Genomic DNA, 18,283 nt, shown 5'->3' on the forward strand with positions numbered 1-18,283 from the left:
AGTGGATTGATGATATTCCAGTGATAGTGGAGTGGCTTGTTCAGATGGAGATTTCCAAACTGATTGACCAAAAACTGAACAAGCCACATGGAAATCATCAAGGATTAAGCCATGGGCAACTCATTCACCCAAGCAGATCATCGTTTGTGTGCAGTGGAAGCCTGGGTGAAGGCACATCAAAAGATTTTGGAGTTGAGTACAGGATGGTTGATAAGAGAAAAAGATGCCAGTGATGACCGCTTGGCACGAGCAGATACCAGTAGTTTTAGTTTAGGCGATCGCAAATATTAGAGACTAAGCCTACTTAGTCCTTATTTCCAGCATTTTTGACAGTGCTGATGGAGGATGTAAGCATATAAATTACACGAGTCAATATTATTCCTCATGGTCTTGAAGTGAAGCAAGGCTTATGTAAAACTTGAGATCCTTCGCTTTCAGCCTACTTTTAAGGAATTGATCAATGGCGCGTCTAGCCCTGCTGAGTGTATCTAACAAAACTGGTTTAATTGACCTCGCCCGTAGCTTGGTTGAAGAATTCGACTTTGATTTAATCAGCAGTGGGGGAACAGCCCAAGCACTCAAAGATGCGGGACTCCCTGTTACGAAGGTTGCAGATTACACAGGTTCACCAGAGATTTTAGGTGGTCGAGTCAAAACCCTACATCCCCGAATTCATGGCGGAATTTTAGCGCGGCGAGATGTTCCCCAAGATATTACAGATTTAGAAAATAACCAAATTCGCCCGATTGATTTAGTGGTGGTGAATCTTTATCCTTTTGAGGAAACGATCGCTAAACCAGGGGTAACATTAGCTGAAGCTGTTGAACAGATTGATATCGGTGGGCCAGCAATGTTGCGGGCATCATCGAAAAACTTTGCTCATCTCACTGTATTATGCGACCCAGCACAGTATGACGAGTATTTGGAGGAATTGCGCCAAAATAACGGCGTAGCATCCCTAGAGTTTCGGCAAAAGGCGGCATTAAGAGGATTTTCGCACACTGCTAGTTATGATCGCGCGATCACATCTTACCTCGCAGATGCACAGCAATACACTCTTAGCGGCACACAATTACAATCTCTGCGTTACGGCGAGAATCCCCATCAACCCGCTACCTGGTATCAAACTGGCACTACCCCAACAGGATGGGCAGCTGCGACAAAACTCCAAGGCAAAGAACTTAGTTACAATAACTTAGTTGATTTAGAAGCAGCACGCCGAATCATTGCTGAATTCACTGATACCCCAGCAGCTACAATTATCAAACACACAAATCCGTGTGGTACGGCACTAGGCAAAACGATTGTGGAAGCATATCAAAAAGCCTTCAATGCTGATTCTACTTCTGCCTTTGGTGGAATTGTCGCACTCAATCGCCCGATTGATGCGGCTACAGCCAGCGAGTTAACCAAAACATTTTTAGAATGCGTGGTTGCACCAAGTTGCGAAGCCGAAGCTCAAGAAATCCTGGCTAAGAAATCTAACGTGCGGGTTTTGACTCTAGCTGATTTGAGCAGTGGCCCTAAGGATACAGTGAAAGCGATCGCAGGTGGTTTCCTTGTCCAAACCGCCGATGATATTGTTGCTGATACCAGTCAATGGCAAGTTGTCACTGAACGTCAACCCACACCAGACGAATTAGCCGAATTGCTGTTTGCGTGGAAAATTTGCAAACACGTTAAATCTAATGCCATTGTTGTAACAAGCGATCGCACTACACTAGGAGTAGGTGCTGGTCAAATGAACCGCGTCGGCTCAGTTAAAATTGCCCTCGAACAAGCTGGAGAAAAAGCTAAAGGTGCAATTCTCGCCAGCGATGGATTCTTCCCCTTCGATGATTCTGTGAAAACAGCCGCAGCCGCAGGAATTACAGCCATCGTCCAACCAGGGGGAAGTTTGCGCGATAAAGATTCCATCAAAGCTGCTAACGAACTCGGTTTGGTGATGGTCTTAACTGGTGTACGTCACTTTTTACACTAAATTATTGCCCATTATGTGTGCAGTTCACAAATTGTCACATAGTTTACTTGCTTTTTGATTTAATTAGTGATATGTTTTAGTCGTGTGTGAGGAGCAAGTTAAAAATAAAAAGCGCCTGGAGTGGAAACACGGCAACACTCCCAGGCGCTTTTTAATTTGTCAAAAATTGGATTGTTTGTGCAATTTTAGAAATGTCACTCAATATACTTGCCATTTGATAGAAGTAGTGATATTCTCTATTTGTGTGTGAGGAGCAAGTTAAGAATAAAAAATGCCTGGGGTGGAAACACGGCAACACTCCCAGGCATTTTTTAATTTGCATACAGAAATTGGATTCCTTGCCATATCGATTAGAAAAATTTTGGCAATAAATAAATCGGCCATAGAGACGTACAAATGTAGCCCAATACTAATGTATTTGTAGCAGCAATTAGTGTGAAATGGGATCAGAAAGGAGACTGTCGGTGCAGTTTTGAAAGTGTCACTCAATATACTCGCCTTTTGATAGAAGCAGTGATACTATTTATTTGTGTGAGGAGCAAGTTAAAAATAAAAAGCGTCTGGGGTGGAAACACGGCAACACTCCCAGGCGCTTTTTAATTGGTATGCAGGAAAAATTCCTTGCAGATTTGCTGGAGTTTTTGAGATAATCAGCTACAGTCCAAAATCCAGTCAACCTCACCCACAATCAGAAATTCAGGTGCAAATCAATCGGCTGACTCAACAAATTCAGTTCATCATCGAAATTGATCGATTGAAACAGGTGATGCGCCAAACTCTACTTATTGATGGGTCACGCCGGGAAAATAGTGCAGAACATTCTTGGCATTTAGCGGTGATGGCAAGTGTATTAGCAGAATATGCTCCAGAGGGTGTTGCTATATTTCATGCCATCAAAATGCTGCTAATTCACGATTTGGTAGAAATTGATGCAGGTGACACCTTCTGCTACGATATGCAGGGTAATGACAGCAAAGCAGAACGAGAAGCACAAGCAGCATTACGCTTATTTGGACTTTTGCCAGCAGATCAAGGTAGCGAGTTGCGTTTGCTTTGGGATGAGTTTGAAGCAGGTGAAACACCCACCGCTAAATTTGCCGCAGCCTTAGACCGTATACAACCCTTGGTGCATAATCAGCAAACTCAAGGCGGAACTTGGCGCATTCATGGCATTAGGCGCGATCAGGTGATGAAACGGGTAGCGCCAGTAGAAACGGGTGCGCCGGAATTGTGGCCTTTTGTCCTGCAATTGATTGATGATTGTGTGATAGCAGGATACCTAAAAGAGACTTCTAACCTCAAGATTCAGGGCTGATACGCTAGGGTTGTGGATGTAACCTCGCCCAGCCGTACCCGTAATATAATTCTACGCCAAGCGATCGCCACCCTTGAATCAAAAACTCACAAATTTTTTCGTACACCTGAAGGCGACTATACAGCGTAAGTTAAATCACCTTGGTGTAGCATCGCCCGTCCACCAGTAGAACGCCGTACTAAATACAGTTTTTGCCCTTGCCAAGTTAAATATTGCCAAGATTCAGGGAATTGACGTTGATGATAGCCGAGAGAAATGACAGGTGGCGACCAAGTATAAAAGCGCAGAGTTGGCGGATGCTTTCCCGAATAATGCTGTTCTAGCAACCAGCGGTCAATCGCCATCTGCACATTGCCAGTCGCCTCTAGCAAAGGAATTGGTCGCCAAACCTGCTTGCTATGCATCCGATGCAGCAAAAGCCCAATCTAAAATCCAAAAGCGTTCGACTGAGCGCTCACGCCGAAGTCTAAAATCCAAAATCCAAAATTCCTTAAGTTGCACCAAATTCAGATTGTAAAGCTTCATCGTTATTATCAGCGATCGTTGCCACAACGGTAATCAGCCGAGACACTTCGCCAGGAGATAACTCCGCTAAGGTGCGTGTTGATATCACAACCACCCGGTTTTCAATAATACCGAAACGCGCTTCAAAAGTACTAGAGCAGTTTAACTCCAAAAGATACCGCATCAACTTAGGTTCATCTTTGGCAGGTAAATTTAGCACCGCAGACCAAACCGTTATGGTGTCTTCATCGGTTGTCCCGTTGAGTTGGACAAATACTTGCACACTTCCATACTTAAACTTCCAGAGGTAACCACCCTCTGGAGTGTGGCTAACCATCGCACTATCATCTTGTTCCAAAGAGTCAATGACATTTTCAATTACCTCCACATGGTTAATGCTTGTCGTCTCGGCGATTAGCTCATTAATGGATTCGTTACTAGTTAGGGTTTCTTGGTAGCTTGTCATACAGATTTTTTTCTCAAGATACTTGCTGTTTTATCTACACATACTTTATAACTTGTGGACGCAGTTAGTTTGAGCTTCCTTTTGGTCTACTTTCCAAATGCCTAAAGCATGGATCTGCGATCGCGATCGTGAACTTGCGATCCAAAAGCCTATTTCCAGTGGATTTCAGGTAACTCTGGGACACCATTTTTGTTTGTAGAGGCAATTGCTGAATCATCTATAACGATGTACTTCATTTACCCAAATCTTCCCCACCTCTGCCTAATCCCATTCTAGAATAGCTGAAGACTAATCAAGCTAATCAGCATCACATATCATGCGAGAGTGGCACTAGGAGAGAAAATATGCAGGCGATAGCCTTTCCGTCCTTCAAAACTAGCAGCGCAAATCAGTGAAGCATTGGGCTGGGGCTGATAATTAAATAGATAGTTAACAACCGCATCATTCGTATTTCTGTATGAAATTAGATCAGTATTAAGTTATTACTAGATATTGCATGACTTTCCAATAAAACAGTTTGGATGTAAAGTAATCACAAGGCGATGGAGCTCGCCACAACCGCCTTCTGGTTTTTACTTAATATTTGATCAAAAGGCTAATGGCTCCTACTTTTCCGGCTTGCTACGGAAGGGTAGAGCTATTAGCCTTAAGCTTCCGTCAGCAAGTCACGCTTGTCCATTCATGATTCTGAAGCTGCGTGATGTTAGAAAGTTTTCTTTTAATCTTGCTGATCGGCTTTTTCGTGGGACAAATTGCCCGACGGCTGAAAGTCCCTGCCTTAGTAGGTATGATTTTGGTTGGAATTATACTGGGGCCTCAAGTTGCTGACCTAATCAGCCCTAATGTACTGGCAGCGTCTGCTCCTTTGCGAACGATCGCTGTAATGGTAATTTTGATGAAGGCAGGCTTAGGTTTAGACCGGGAAAAACTTGTACAACAAGGAACAGTAGCACTGCGATTAGGATTTATGCCTGCGGCGTGCGAAGCCGTAGTCATTGCCATAGCTGCCATCTGGATTTTCCAGTTCGACTTTCCCACCGGGCTATTGCTGGGTTGTATCATTGGAGCGGAGTCGCCGGCTGTAATAGTACCGGGAATGCTGCGACTGAAAAGTTTGGGTTGGGGAGTTACTAAGGGTATACCCGATGCCATCCTCACTGGTAGTGCCCTGTCAGATGTGTTACTACTACTAGTATTTAGTTTGTTACTGAACTTTTTGGCACAAGGAGCAACTTCCAGGGTAACATTGCCTTTTGGCATCACCTTGAGTGCAGTTCAACTCCTTCCTCTTCAAATTATTTGCCAAATTGTTCTGGGAGTATTGCTGGGTTTAGTGACAGCACGACTCTTGGTGTTATTGCTAGCGAAGCAGAACTGGACTCAAAATGCGGTGCAGGATAGCCTAGTTGCAGCGAGTTTAGCGTTGTTGTTGGTAGTGCTGGCAGAGAAATTCCCCTTCTTCTCTGGCTATCTAGCAGTGATGGCAACAGGATTTTTCTTGATTGAGTTGGATGCTCCTTTAGCACGACGCTTGCGTTCTGGCTTCGATAGCCTCTGGGTTGTAGCAGAAATCGTTTTGTTTGTGTTACTAGGGGCAAGTATTCAACTACAAGTTTTAGAAAAAACTTTGCTATCAGGACTGGTGATTCTAGCAATTGGCACTCTGATTGGACGCGCTCTCGGATGGTATTTGTCCACATTAGGGAGTAACTGGAAATGGCGAGAGCGACTATTTTTGCTGCCAGGAAACTCTGCTAAAGCCACTGTTCAAGCGGCAATCGGGGCGATTCCCTTAGCACAGGGAATTCAGGGTGGAGAAACAATTTTGGCGATCGCTGCTTTATCTATCCTAGTTACTGCACCTTTGGGAGCCTGGGCAATTCCTACCTTTGCACCTAAATTGCTAGAGCGGGGCGAGGTTGATCCTACAAAGGTAGCGATCGCCCGTCGTATTGTCATACTAGCTGCCGTTGATACCTCCCCTTTGGCTAGTCAGGTATTGACTAAAGCTGCCGATCTTGCTCGTCGGAGTGATGGCGAGGTGATTGTATTGCACGTCATCCGCAAAACCAATCCCCAAGAAGTAGAGCATCTGCAAGAAAAATCACAACGAATTTTAGCAGATATCCGCCATAAGTTCATTACCGTTGCAGGTTCAGTACCGGGAGAAATTATCCGTGTTGCTCAGGACTATCGAGTTGCTGATATTGTCATGGGCAAGCGAGGACATCAGCCTTGGGATGAAGTTTTGGTGGGTTCTGTCTCCCAGGCAGTACTAGAATCCAGCCCCATTCCCGTCATTCTAGTTGAAGATGAACGTATCCATAAATAACTTAATCTGCTGAAATATGGTTATTACGAATTACGCGAAACGGTACTAGCGATCATGCTGCAAAATCCTGCGATTCGTACCCCTGTTGGTATCAGTCTCGGTGCAATTGCTGGCGCACTCTCGCGCTATTATCTCGGTTTGTGGTTAACTCAACTTTTTGGTACAGAGTTTCCCTATAGCACGCTGATCATTAATGTCAGTGGATGTTTTATCATGGGGTTTTTTACGACGCTGGCATTGGGACGATTAATAGCAATTCATCCTGATATTCGGCTATTAGTGACCACAGGTTTTTTAGGGTCTTATACCACTTTCTCAACTTATGAGTTAGATGCAGCTAAGTTGTTGCAACAACGCAGCTTAGAAATTGATTTGGTTTACTGGCTTAGTAGTGCTGTTTTAGCAATTTTTAGCCTCCTATTAGGGAATGCTCTAGCTGAATTTATTCGGATCAAAGAGGAATCGTGACTAATCAAAATCAATGGAAACAACTCAATATTTACTTTTATCTATTTAGTTAGTATATTCTCAAATTAATGAAGCTCTAGGCTTTAGAAATAGTTATAGGTGCGTGATGAACCACTTTCACTGTATCCTGAATGACTATACCCCCAGTTACCATTTGTTGTACAGTTGGTAAAATGGAGTCAATCGCCTCTGCTGTATCGATAATTGTCACCACCATTGGTAAATCAGAGGATAACTCAAAAATTCTGGCAGTATGCAGCTGTTGATTTTTTCCAAAACCTGCTACTCCGCCAGTTACAGTAGCTCCAGCCATTCCTCTACGTCGGGCTTCCTCTACTAAAGCAATATAAACGGGCTTTCCATGCCAGTGATCCGACTCACCAACATAAATTGTTAAACGCTCTAGGGTATTCATACACTCCCCCTTGCTAAGATTATGTTAAATTCTTGTCAAACCTAATCTAAACTTTTTATTCTCAGCTTTTTGTCTAGAAAATAAGACTTTACTTTCAAACTTGGAGAAAAATTCTGACCAAAATTTTAAGTTTTAACATAAATTAATAAACCACGAACTTCATAGCATCTTTGCTATGATAATTCCCATTTCTATACTAATAAATCCCAAGACTGGAGTACCAGACCAGTAAAGTAGTGCAGCTTTATAGTCTCTAGTTCGTAACAGGTTTGAGGTATCTAAAGCATAGGCTGAAAATGTAGTATAAGAGCCTAAAAATCCTACTGCAACTAACAAATATAGACTAGGATAAATTGCTAGCTTTGAAATGAGGGTAGCAAAAAAGCCCATCACAAAAGTCCCTGTAAGATTAATAAATAAGGTTCCATAGGGAAATGCTGTCCCAAACCAACGCCCAAAAAATAAAGTTAGGTAATAACGACTTAGGGCACCTGGAACTGCTCCCAAGCTAATTGCAAGAGGAACATCAATTGCAGAGTTCATAGAGGTCAATAATCCCACAAACCTATCTTACTAAGAATATTTTATTAATCTTACAAATAATTTTTCACCTTGGGACTGATACTTGATTAATTACCGATGCAATTACTGCATCCATTTGTAAACCATCCAGCATTGCTTCTGGTTTCAAAATCAGGCGATGACGTAACAGTGGCGATGCAACTGCTTTAACATCATCTGGTGTGACAAAATCCCTTCCAGTTAACCACGCTAAGGCTTGAGATGTCTGCAACCAAGCACCGGCGGCGCGAGGTGATGCACCCAAAGTTAAATCAGGATATTGACGCGATGTTCTAACCAACGCCAACAAATAATCAACGATCGCTTCTGATACTTTAACTTCTTTGACTGCTTGTCGTGCTTGCAAAATGTCGGCTACTGTTGCAATTGGTTTCAAACGGCTAATATCCAAACGCCGGGCTGCAAAACCCGCCTGACGATTCAGTAACATTTGCTTTTCAGCAGCTTGATCGGGGTAATCTACCACTAACTTAAATAAAAATCTGTCTAACTGCGCCTCTGGTAAGGGATAAGTCCCCTCAAATTCCAGGGGATTTTGGGTTGCTATCACCCAAAATAAATCTGGTAAAGGCAAACTTTCACCATCCAGCGTTACCTGCATCTCTTCCATCGCTTCCAGTAACGCCGCTTGTGTCTTCGGAGGAGTACGGTTGATTTCGTCAGCTAGCAGCACTTCGGTAAATATTGGCCCTTTTTTCAAAGTGAAATTGCGGCTATTCAAATCAAAAATATTTGTGCCAGTAATATCTGAAGGTAAAACATCTGGTGTTAGTTGAATCCGGCGAAAATCTCCTTGGATTAACTGCGCCAACACTTTTACTAAAAGGGTTTTCCCTGTTCCCGGTACTCCTTCCAAAATTACATGTCCACCGGCTAGCAGTGCTACTAAGAGTTGCTGTATGAGGCTAGATTGTCCAACAATTACTTGATTAAGACCTTGACCAAGACCAATTAAGATAGGATGTGTTTCGCTCATATTTTTATTGATAAATAACTAAAGCAGAGTACAATTCCAAAACAATAATTACGAATTACGAATTACGAATTACGAATTAATCTAATGGTTCGCCATTTCCCCAACCAGCTTAACAGTTCTCGTTCACTGATGGGTTGTTTGCGAGATTGTAGCTTTAAAACTGCATCTAATTCTGCTGCACTTGCGCCTGTTTTTTCTATCCAGAAATTAATTAAGGCTTGGCGTTCTAAAAGTACTTGCCCTAATCCCAAAGCTTTTTGGAGTTGTAGTTGTTCTTGTTTACCCACCATCTCTACAACAAAGTTGGTGGTATCAGCTTTCTGCAACACTCCCGCTAAAGCTTGGATGTATGCTTCGTTGTTATCTGCAACTGGTCTATCTAACGCTACAGGCTTACCAAAGCGGCGATTCTGCGCCCAAATTAGCACTAATAGTAAGATACTTACCTGTATCAATATTGGAAATAAAGGAGTTTTGGCAAAAAAACTAAATAAATTTCCTTCGCTTTCTTTCTTTCTGACATCGGCATCTTTATAGCCGTGGATGTATTCATCGACTAATACTGTGTTGCCTTTTTCAGTTACTAAACTGGCTAGATACTTGAAATTACTTAAATAATCTTGGTAGGCGTTGGCGGCTAAATAAGGAGTGGTAGAAAAAATCACCTTTCCCTGTTTGTAATTTTCTTCCCAGACAACAGCACCAAAGCGATCGCCTAAATCAACTTGCTGGGAGTTAGCTTTTTTATATCGTCTACGTGTATCAATTTTAATGTCACCTTGGGGAGATTTTTGCATAGTGCTAAACTCCGCTTCTGTAACCCGCCCCCCAGCCCCCAAAATTACCAAAGTATTCCCTTTTTCTACCCATTCACGCTCTTGATTATCCAGTGTCGTCTCCCTTGGATAGCCGCCTACCTGTAGGAAGGTAACAGGGTTTTTCTCTGGCTGAATATCACTAAAAGGCTTTTGCCAGCGCTTGATAGAAATTCCCTGCTGTTGCATAAAAGCATACCAAGCACCATAGCCATCGGAGGCGCGGTTATAAGTAGAGCCAGTGTTAATTTTAGTATTATTGGGAGCTGCAAACAAACTCAGTAAAACGATCGCAGCGAGTGCGATCGCTCCCATCCAAGCAAGGCGATTTGAACGTTTCATTTTCGATCACTATAATGACTTCGTTTCAGTATCACTAGTGCTAATACTTACTTATTTTTCCGATAAAGTCAAAAATATAGTTAATTTTTTTACACCAGTTTTCATTGTAAGTTCCAAAAAACCCCACCCTCTGTAAAGAGTGGGGTTTATACGGTAACTAAGGCTATTTAACCGCACATAAATAATATCAGATATCACTCAAATTGCATAAGCGATCGCCCCGATACAACAATAAAACCAACAGAATCAAGCCTAATCTGGGGCTGGCGAATTCCTTGCAGAATGGCTGCATTTAAAGCAGTTTCTATCTTCAATTCTTCAGCTAATGCATTATCCCAACTTTGCTGGTTCAGACGCAGGCGTAATTGTTCTACTCTATTGGCTAATTTCTTTTCGGCGACCTTAGCACAACTTTGGCACAATTCAATAAAATCGGGACGATTGGAGAGCAATTCGGAAGAAGTGTTACGCACTTGATAGCAAAAATTTTGCCATTTACTAGGGTCAACAAAATCGTCAATAATTCCTAAGCGCTCTTTTGCTAGATTGTAATCTCGTCCTTGATTATTGTTTTTATCTTTATATGGACGTTGCAAAATACTTAAGAGAGCTTTATCTTCAACAACACGTATTGGCTCATTGCGACCATCAACATAGATTGTTTCTATAATTGGTGGAAATAGAGCATCAACACGCCGCTGCAAGTTTTTGAATTGAGAATTATCTAATTTGTTATCTAGTAAAACTTGTTTGGCTATTCTTAAATTTGCCTCGACTACATAATTGCATTGAAAACCGAACCACTCCTTCCCTTCTTTCGCGTCCCAAGATGCATCAGTGCGCCACAGAGCAAAAGCTTCACCTCGGTCATCCCAGTTTATATAGTTCCAGAGTGCTTCGACAAATCCTTCCCCAACTCGAAAGAGTTTAACACCAGGATTCTGGTTTGCCACTCTGCGATTATAAGTACCAAATTGGTCTAGATAACTATCAGCAAAACGGTTTTTTAACTCATTTATGGGAACCAATGTCCGCGTTGTGGGTTGATAACGTCGCATCTCTGGTGAGTCGGGATTATTGAGTCCTCTGAATCCCAGCGCGTCACAAATCCAGCCTTCAATGGCTCGTTTCATTTCTAGATGACAAGCATCGTAATTATCTAGCTCTTGAAAATACTCGGTGGCAATTTCATCGTTAGCGTCAATTTCATCTAGAGCATTTTGTTCGCTAATTTTTGCTATTTCAGCTTCAATTTGCTCTTGAATTGACGGCATCATCTCTAACAATCCAGCCGCGCTTGATTGAAACAAAACTGTTTCTAATTCTGCAAGTTTTTCATCCACATAAAACTGTAAACTTGCAATTGATTGTTGGAAAATACCAAACCCATTTTTTAATACTTGATACCAAGCATTATGAGGGCTATCTTCCAAATAGGGGCCAATCAATGCACAGGATTGGACACCAATTTTGCTGCCAATGCGGTCAAGTCTGCCAATTCTCTGTTCTAATTGATTAGGCGACCAAGGAAGGTCAAAATGAATTAACCAATCGGCAAACTGGAGGTTACGCCCTTCTTCTCCAGAGCGATCGCATACTAAAATAAAGCAGTTTGGGTTATCCTTGAACCTATTTAAGCCTTCTTCAACCTTGTCGGGTGGTTCTCCAAATTGATGTTTGGCTACTGTCTCTGCACCAAAGGTATCAGACAAATACCGGACAATTTCGCCACAAGTTTGCACAAAACTGGTAAATACAATAAATTTGGGCAGAATATCACCAGTAATTGGTCTCTTGATTCTCTGCTGTATCCTTGTGATGAATTCCTTTTGATTCTTCCGAACGTTTGCGGGAATTTTGAAGTATGTACCTAGCTGATTCAGCAGCACAGTTTTCAAATTTTCCGTCCGTTCTCCGTCCTCTTGAGGTTGACGAATAACTTTTAGGAAGGATTGCAGAATCTCTTCTTCCCCTGAGAATTTTGGGGTTGTAGTTAAGATGCGAATATCATCTTCTTTAAACTCCTGGATGAGTTTAGCATGAGGTTTACCAGTTAAACGGGCGGTAATTACCTGCTCTAAAATGCCTAACCAAGTACCAGAAGCTAGGAATAACAGTAGAAAAATTCGCTGATATTGCTTGTCACTAGGAGCAACACTACGCCATTGATTGAGCAGTTCGTGAATATCAAGCGATCGCTCGTCCAAATCATACTCTTCTTTCGGCGTAAAATTGCGGTCAAAGATCACATCTTCCACCGCAGCGCGACGGTTGCGAAGCATTCGGCGGTGTAGTCGATAGGTATCGCTGACGTGGACACGAATTGCTTGGACGATTTGCTCTTGCTCAGTAGAATTTGCTTGTAAGCAATTTTCTAAATCATCCGCCAGCTTCAGTAAATACTCATCCTCAGCAAAGAGGTTTCGTAGTTGCTGCAAGTTGTTTTTGAGAACCAGAGGTTCCGCACCTTCTTTAAAAGAAAGGAGAACTTTACCAACTTGCTGACGGCTTTCCACTTTGGCGCGAAAACCTTCTAAATCACCAATTTTATAGGTTGTTGGGTCAAGCAAGTGCAACATTGCCAGAAAATCCTGCTCATGATTGAGCACAGGAGTGGCGGATAATAAAAGTAAGCGATCGCTTTTATGAGCAAGTTCTTTGCAAGTCTGAAAACGCTGGCGCACTGTTGCATCCTTTGAGATCGCCATTGCTGCGATATGATGGGCTTCATCTAAAATTAAGCAGCCTATCTTCGCTTTCAGGTTGATTTTATGGATATCTTCAACCGCCAGCACCGCTACCCGTTTGCCAAAATGGGAGATGTAAAACTTATTTTCTAACTCAAGCCGCCATTGTTTGAGCAAATATTGCGGAACTAATACCACCGCATTTTTTTTCGGTTCATCGAGAAGGAATTGACGCAGAATCGCCCCCGCTTCGATAGTTTTTCCCAGTCCCACCTCGTCTGCTAACAAGTAGCGCTGAATTGGGTCTTCCAGTACCCGCCTGACTACTTCAACTTGGTGAGGATAAAGATTAATATTTGCCGAAATCAGTCCTGTCATCCCGCGGCTGACAGCGCGTTGCTTAATCAAGGATTTGACGAAAGCCAATCTTTTATCGTGGAAGTAAGGCGTTTCGTGACCCTTCATCGCCAGAGTTTCGATGGGGTCTGTATTTGGTAGATTACAACGAACGTAAATGTCTTCTTCTGAAGCGATCGCAGTTTTCTTGTCTGGTAAATCAATTTGATACATTTCCGTATCTTCATCCCAGATGAAAACTCTGCCAACTATCCATTTATCCTGGATTTGGGACTTAATATAGCATCGAGCCTGGGGTTCAAGCTTGACTTGAGAGAGAGAATTTAAAGGTAAAGTTTTTTGAAGACGCTGCCCTATAGAACAGAAATACTCAACATTCGCATTGGCATCAGATATTTCGGTAACTTTTCCGATACCCAAAGAGTTATTCTGGGACTGTACCAATAAACCAAGCTTAATCATAGATCCAGTCCCCTGAACACACTAAAAGAACCTTCCAGACTAGTTTTTTAATCCATATCTGGCAGTTTTGTCGATCAACATTATAGATAATAAACCGATATTACAGTTTTTCGTTTTAGCGATATCTAGGACGGGCTACGCCTATGCTCCACCACGCAAAGTTGTAAAATCAGCCCAAAGGTTGATTTGCGTTGTGATTATTGTACTAGTTTTTAAATGTATCGGGACGCATTGGTATTGTATTGTAGGGTATTGCCAAAATTATTTCGCTACCAATTAATGAAATACTGTACTTAGCTGATTATATGGTATATGGCGTGATAGATTCACACTTTGGCTTGATAACGCCACGATACAATTAAGGTGATGTAGTTTTATTTACTATGAAGAAAATCAGAGACAACACAATTAAGTTAAATCAATATTTAAAGTTGATGGGTATAGTGCCAACTGGAGGCCAAGCCAAGCTGATGATTCAAGGTGGCGATGTCCAAGTAAACGGTATGCTGGAAACCCGACGAGGGCGGCGACTAGTACCGGGCGATAAAGTAACAATAGAAGGAAAAACTTTAGAGGTGAATTTGGATAACAATGAAGACCAAGACCTAGTAATCGATTTTCCCGAACAAACTGAGTAAAGGATTTTATCCTAAATTGAAAAGTTCTTGTTTTGTCTTGTGAGTAATGCTGCAAATTTCCAACAAAGTTATTATCCCACAGAGTGAGATTGAAATTAGTGCGATTCGTTCGCAAGGAGCGGGAGGCCAAAATGTGAATAAGGTTTCCACGGCGATTCACCTGCGCTTCGATATTGCGGCTTCATCATTACCGGATTATTATAAAGAACAGCTTTTAAAGCTGAGTGATCGACGCATTACCCAGGATGGAGTTATTGTCATTAAAGCGCAGGAACACCGAAGCCAAGAGAACAATCGGGAGTCAGCTTTGAAACGACTTCAAGAACTAATTCAAAGCGCAGTTGTAGTGACGATAAAACGCAAACCCACGAAACCAACTCGCAGTTCTCAAAGAAAGCGCCTTGACTACAAAACTAAGCGCGGACAGGTTAAGTCTAACAGAGGGCAGGTGACAGATTGTTGATTATAAATTAAAGTTTTGCACTCAATTTCTTTGAAAATATTACCAACGAACTAAGACTAATTCCTTCTATTGACTCTGGTCAAGTTTATAACTTATTTGGTTAGCTTGAGAGTAGCAATTATAGAAGGGTAAAAAAGATGAATAAGACATTACTAACGATTTTGATGCTTGCGCTCTTACTCTTATTCATCATCTCTCCCTTTGCTGCCCTTGCTAGTCTAATGCTAATAGTGTTAGTTTCAGCATTTTTATCTTTACTAGGAAACTTGTTCCAAGTAATAATTGGTGGTGACACCGATCCTAAAAGGTCATAAAAGTAAAATTATCAAATTTAAAATAATTTACTCAGTGGTGTGGCTAAACCGTCAATGCTGACAAGATTTTTCTGCTGTTGATATTCTCGAACTCCCTCTTGGCCTTTTTTACTAGCCCAGTTTACTAAAGTCTGGCGCTGACCTCGATATTCATAGAGTGGTACGCCAAAACCACAGGAAGTCTGTACTTGGTCAATGTCAGCGATGATAATTTGACGAGTTCCAGGAATCGGCAAAAACAAAGAGTACATGGATTCCCAATCTGGGGAATCCGGTAAAATCGTCTTTCCTTGACCGTAAAGACGGAGGATACAGGCAGGTTCTTCAAAGGCACAAAACATGAAGGTTATCCGCCCATTTTCTTGCAAATGGGCTGATGTTTCGTTAGCGCTACCTGTGAGATCGAGGTAACCTACTCGGTTGGGAGAGAGGATGCGAAAGCATTCTAAACCTTTAGGAGAAAGGTTAATATGACCCGTAGGACTCAAGGGTGCAGAACCAACAAAGAAAAGGTGTTGGGCAGCAATAAAGCCTTGCAGTTCCTCAGTAATACAGTCAAAAACTTTAGCCATAGACTGTCTGAATATCTATTTGCAAATTTCCCATATTCTCAGCCTATGTCTTAGTTAAACATCTAGCAAGGCCGAATTGCCGATGTCTGACGACAAGCGGCTACAAGTGAGTGAAGAGTAGAGGTTAAGAACTGTTACCGACTCATATACCGACTAGCCATTTGGATAGCATCAGCGATATCGACATCACCATCGCCATCAGCATCCAAGAAAGAATTCAGTACAGGATTACCGCCACCTTGGGGATTTTGAGCATTTGCACCTGATTGCAAAAAATTCAGTACCAAAGGTACTGCTAAAGGCAGCAATTGTTGAACTATACCAGCATCCAATCCAGTCCGCTGCGCAGCAACCTGAGCTACCTGTTGTTGTATCTGAGGAGAAAACAGCGAATTAACGGCTTGGGGGTTAGGTGAAGTACCAGCATATTGATTTACTAGAGTTTGTGCAGCTTGATTACCATCTGTGGCTTGCTTTTGTTGTAAAGCAGAACGCACTTGACTACCCACAATTGACAAAACTGATTGGATGGTAGAGGGATCTGCGCCAGTGCGATCGCTCATCTGCTGTACAGTGTTCACAATACCTCCCAGTTGACCTAAGTTCCCCTGTAGATTAGGATTAGCAACCGCACCAAGAATTTGATCGAAAAGTCCCATAAGTCTATTTCTCTTTCCTTGTTCTCAAAAATCTTGCCAAAACTGGCGTAAGTCTACTAAAAAATTAGCAGACGCGAACTTCATCATGAACGAATAAAATATTAAAAGCTACTAGCTTAAGGATGAGAAATCGGTAGAGCGATATTAAAGTGAAACGGGATCAAAACCTCAAGTTTTACCCTCAAAGGTTCAAATTTCGCAAAAGCTGCTTCTTACTACTCTGGTAAATAATACTGAAACTATTAAGATCAGAAGCATCTGCCTGCTGAATACCCATTAATTTTTCTCAACCATGCCTCTGTCACGGATAGTAACGCTGATTGTTGGTCTGATCGTCATTTTGGGGCTAGCCCTATGGCTAATTGATTCCCTATCGCGCCTCTATTGGCAATTGTCCTATTCGCCGTTGCTAGGCAATTTGCTGCTGTTGCTGCTGATTGTCCTCATCGGAGCCTTGGTTGCCGCTTTTGTCTATTATGTATTAGTGATTCAATCTGGGGAAAAGCGATCGCGCCGCAACCCAAAGCGAGTAACTCCAGCCCAAATTCCTGCTGGCAAATCTGACGCTGCTTCTACAACTCTCCAAGCTGTGCGCCAACAGGTAGCGCAAATTCAAGATGAAGTAGCACGCCAGGCTTTATTAAGTAAATCACGAGAGATTGAAGCCAACCTAGCACGGGGTGAAATTCAAGTAGTGGTATTTGGTACGGGGAGTGCTGGCAAAACTTCCCTAGTTAATGCGATTATGGGACGCATGGTCGGTCAGGTGGATGCACCGATGGGTACAACTCAGGTTGGGGAAACTTATTGTCTGCGGTTGAAGGGATTAGAACGTAAAATTTTAATTACGGATACGCCAGGAATTTTAGAAGCGGGTGTGGCGGGAACGGAACGAGAACAAATGGCGCGAGAACTGGCAACAGAAGCGGATTTACTGTTGTTTGTGGTAGATAATGACTTACGGCGTTCAGAATATGAGCCGCTACGGGGGTTGGCAGAAATTGGTAAGCGATCGCTTCTGGTGCTTAACAAAACTGATTTATATACAGATGAAGATAAAGAATCCATCCTTGCTAGGTTGCGTCAACGGGTACGGGGATTTATTGCAACTAATGATGTGGTAGCGATCGCTGCTAATCCCCAACCTGCACAATTAGAAACTGGCGAAACCTTCCAGCCGGAACCGGATATTGTCCCTTTGCTGCGACGCACGGCTGCTGTTTTACGCGCCGAGGGTGAAGATTTGGTGGCAGATAATATTCTTTTGCAATCTCTGCGATTGGGAGATGAAGCGCGAAAACTCATCGATGGCCAGCGTCGCCGTCAAGCTGACAAAATCGTAGAACGCTTTCAGTGGATTGGTGCTGGTGTAGTATCAGTTACGCCCATACCAGTGGTAGATTTGCTGGCTACAGCCGCCGTTAATGCTCAAATGGTTGTGGAAATTGGCAGAGTATATGGCTGTGAATTAAATATGGAACGGGGACGAGAATTAGCCCTTTCTTTAGCAAAAACGATCGCCAGTTTGGGCATTGTCAAGGGAGCAATTCAATTATTATCTACAGCTTTGCAACTCAATGTTGCCACCTTTATTATTGGTAGGGCTATTCAAGGCGTAACAGCAGCTTATTTAACGCGAATTGCTGGTAAAAGTTTTATTGAATATTTTCGTCATGACCAAGATTGGGGTGATGGTGGAATGACAGAAGTTGTCCAGCGACAGTTTCAAATTAATCGCAGAGATGAATTTATCAAGGCTTTTATTCAAGAAGCGATCGCGCGAGTGGTTAAGCCGTTGACAGATAAAGCTGAAGTAGTTGAACATGAAGAAGAAGCCAATAGTTAAACAATACAAAAATCAATGTGCTTACTGTTATTAGGTTCTTAATAAAACATTAAATTTGTTTACGCAAAAATACTTAAACTATGCAATTT

At 42.3% G+C, this 18,283-nt stretch carries 16 protein-coding genes, 1 pseudogene and 1 riboswitch; of the genes and pseudogenes, 8 read left to right on the forward strand and 9 right to left on the reverse strand.

The window, feature by feature from the left end:
• Window positions 1-111 precede the first annotated feature (111 nt).
• The 3 genes from ACEYW6_RS18340 to ACEYW6_RS18350 all read left to right on the forward strand — a co-directional run bounded on the left by ACEYW6_RS18340 (window position 112) and on the right by ACEYW6_RS18350 (window position 3,296).
• Window positions 112-291: a hypothetical protein gene (locus tag ACEYW6_RS18340; RefSeq protein ID WP_412980853.1), complete on the forward strand. Its 180-nt coding sequence runs from the start codon at window positions 112-114 to the stop codon at window positions 289-291.
• 169 nt (window positions 292-460) lie between these two features.
• Window positions 461-1,981 (forward strand): bifunctional phosphoribosylaminoimidazolecarboxamide formyltransferase/IMP cyclohydrolase, encoded by a 1,521-nt coding sequence (gene purH, locus ACEYW6_RS18345; RefSeq protein WP_412980854.1) that lies wholly within the window; start codon window positions 461-463, stop codon window positions 1,979-1,981.
• A 700-nt stretch (window positions 1,982-2,681) separates the two neighbouring features.
• A complete protein-coding gene (locus tag ACEYW6_RS18350; protein WP_412980888.1) occupies window positions 2,682-3,296 on the forward strand; it encodes an HD domain-containing protein in 615 nt (204 codons plus the stop codon).
• A 3-nt stretch (window positions 3,297-3,299) separates the two neighbouring features.
• On the opposite strand, the pseudogene ACEYW6_RS18355 reads toward ACEYW6_RS18350, so the two are convergent.
• Both ACEYW6_RS18355 and ACEYW6_RS18360 read right to left on the reverse strand, forming a co-directional pair.
• Window positions 3,300-3,700: pseudogene (locus tag ACEYW6_RS18355) on the reverse strand (biotin/lipoate A/B protein ligase family protein); the annotation flags it as partial.
• An 86-nt stretch (window positions 3,701-3,786) separates the two neighbouring features.
• Window positions 3,787-4,266: a YbjN domain-containing protein gene (locus tag ACEYW6_RS18360; RefSeq protein ID WP_196511289.1), complete on the reverse strand. Its 480-nt coding sequence runs from the start codon at window positions 4,264-4,266 to the stop codon at window positions 3,787-3,789.
• A gap of 529 nt (window positions 4,267-4,795) precedes the next feature.
• Window positions 4,796-4,881: riboswitch (Fluoride riboswitch) on the forward strand.
• An 85-nt stretch (window positions 4,882-4,966) separates the two neighbouring features.
• Between ACEYW6_RS18360 and ACEYW6_RS18365 the strand changes: the two genes are divergently transcribed.
• Complete coding sequence (locus tag ACEYW6_RS18365) at window positions 4,967-6,598, forward strand: cation:proton antiporter (protein WP_412980855.1); 1,632 nt, start codon at window positions 4,967-4,969, stop codon at window positions 6,596-6,598.
• Window positions 6,599-6,652: 54 nt separating this feature from the next.
• Window positions 6,653-7,066 (forward strand): fluoride efflux transporter CrcB, encoded by a 414-nt coding sequence (gene crcB / locus ACEYW6_RS18370; RefSeq protein WP_412980856.1) that lies wholly within the window; start codon window positions 6,653-6,655, stop codon window positions 7,064-7,066.
• Window positions 7,067-7,142: 76 nt separating this feature from the next.
• Here the strand turns inward: crcB (ACEYW6_RS18370) and ACEYW6_RS18375 are convergent, their stop codons facing one another.
• The 5 genes from ACEYW6_RS18375 to dpdE all read right to left on the reverse strand — a co-directional run bounded on the left by ACEYW6_RS18375 (window position 7,143) and on the right by dpdE (window position 13,702).
• Window positions 7,143-7,481: a DUF190 domain-containing protein gene (locus tag ACEYW6_RS18375; protein WP_412980857.1), complete on the reverse strand. Its 339-nt coding sequence runs from the start codon at window positions 7,479-7,481 to the stop codon at window positions 7,143-7,145.
• Window positions 7,482-7,640: 159 nt separating this feature from the next.
• Window positions 7,641-8,024, reverse strand: a complete 384-nt coding sequence (gene crcB / locus ACEYW6_RS18380; protein WP_412980858.1) for a fluoride efflux transporter CrcB — start codon at window positions 8,022-8,024, stop codon at window positions 7,641-7,643.
• A 64-nt stretch (window positions 8,025-8,088) separates the two neighbouring features.
• Window positions 8,089-9,039 carry an AAA family ATPase gene (locus ACEYW6_RS18385; protein WP_412980859.1) on the reverse strand — a complete coding sequence of 317 codons (951 nt, stop codon included), beginning with the start codon at window positions 9,037-9,039 and terminating at the stop codon, window positions 8,089-8,091.
• Between the two features lie 62 nt (window positions 9,040-9,101).
• Window positions 9,102-10,196: a DUF4350 domain-containing protein gene (locus ACEYW6_RS18390; protein WP_412980860.1), complete on the reverse strand. Its 1,095-nt coding sequence runs from the start codon at window positions 10,194-10,196 to the stop codon at window positions 9,102-9,104.
• A 194-nt stretch (window positions 10,197-10,390) separates the two neighbouring features.
• Window positions 10,391-13,702 carry a protein DpdE gene (gene dpdE, locus ACEYW6_RS18395; protein ID WP_412980861.1) on the reverse strand — a complete coding sequence of 1,104 codons (3,312 nt, stop codon included), beginning with the start codon at window positions 13,700-13,702 and terminating at the stop codon, window positions 10,391-10,393.
• Between the two features lie 383 nt (window positions 13,703-14,085).
• Between dpdE and ACEYW6_RS18400 the strand changes: the two genes are divergently transcribed.
• Both ACEYW6_RS18400 and arfB read left to right on the forward strand, forming a co-directional pair.
• The gene (locus ACEYW6_RS18400) at window positions 14,086-14,340 is read left to right on the forward strand and encodes an RNA-binding S4 domain-containing protein (RefSeq protein WP_190895528.1); all 255 of its coding nucleotides are present in this window, start codon (window positions 14,086-14,088) and stop codon (window positions 14,338-14,340) included.
• A 46-nt stretch (window positions 14,341-14,386) separates the two neighbouring features.
• Window positions 14,387-14,803, forward strand: coding sequence for an alternative ribosome rescue aminoacyl-tRNA hydrolase ArfB (gene arfB / locus ACEYW6_RS18405; protein WP_196511281.1), 417 nt, complete (start codon window positions 14,387-14,389; stop codon window positions 14,801-14,803).
• A gap of 331 nt (window positions 14,804-15,134) precedes the next feature.
• Here the strand turns inward: arfB and ACEYW6_RS18410 are convergent, their stop codons facing one another.
• Window positions 15,135-15,689, reverse strand: a complete 555-nt coding sequence (locus ACEYW6_RS18410) for a pyridoxamine 5'-phosphate oxidase family protein (protein ID WP_196511294.1) — start codon at window positions 15,687-15,689, stop codon at window positions 15,135-15,137.
• Between the two features lie 134 nt (window positions 15,690-15,823).
• The gene (locus tag ACEYW6_RS18415) at window positions 15,824-16,348 is read right to left on the reverse strand and encodes a DUF937 domain-containing protein (protein WP_412980862.1); all 525 of its coding nucleotides are present in this window, start codon (window positions 16,346-16,348) and stop codon (window positions 15,824-15,826) included.
• 292 nt (window positions 16,349-16,640) lie between these two features.
• Here ACEYW6_RS18415 and ACEYW6_RS18420 point away from each other — a divergent pair, with 292 nt between their 5' ends.
• Window positions 16,641-18,194, forward strand: a complete 1,554-nt coding sequence (locus tag ACEYW6_RS18420; RefSeq protein WP_196511279.1) for a YcjF family protein — start codon at window positions 16,641-16,643, stop codon at window positions 18,192-18,194.
• Window positions 18,195-18,283 lie beyond the last annotated feature (89 nt).

It is taken from the genome of Nostoc sp. UIC 10607 (assembly GCF_047228265.1).
In the GTDB taxonomy this organism is placed as follows: Bacteria; Cyanobacteriota; Cyanobacteriia; order Cyanobacteriales; family Nostocaceae; genus Nostoc; species Nostoc foliaceum_A.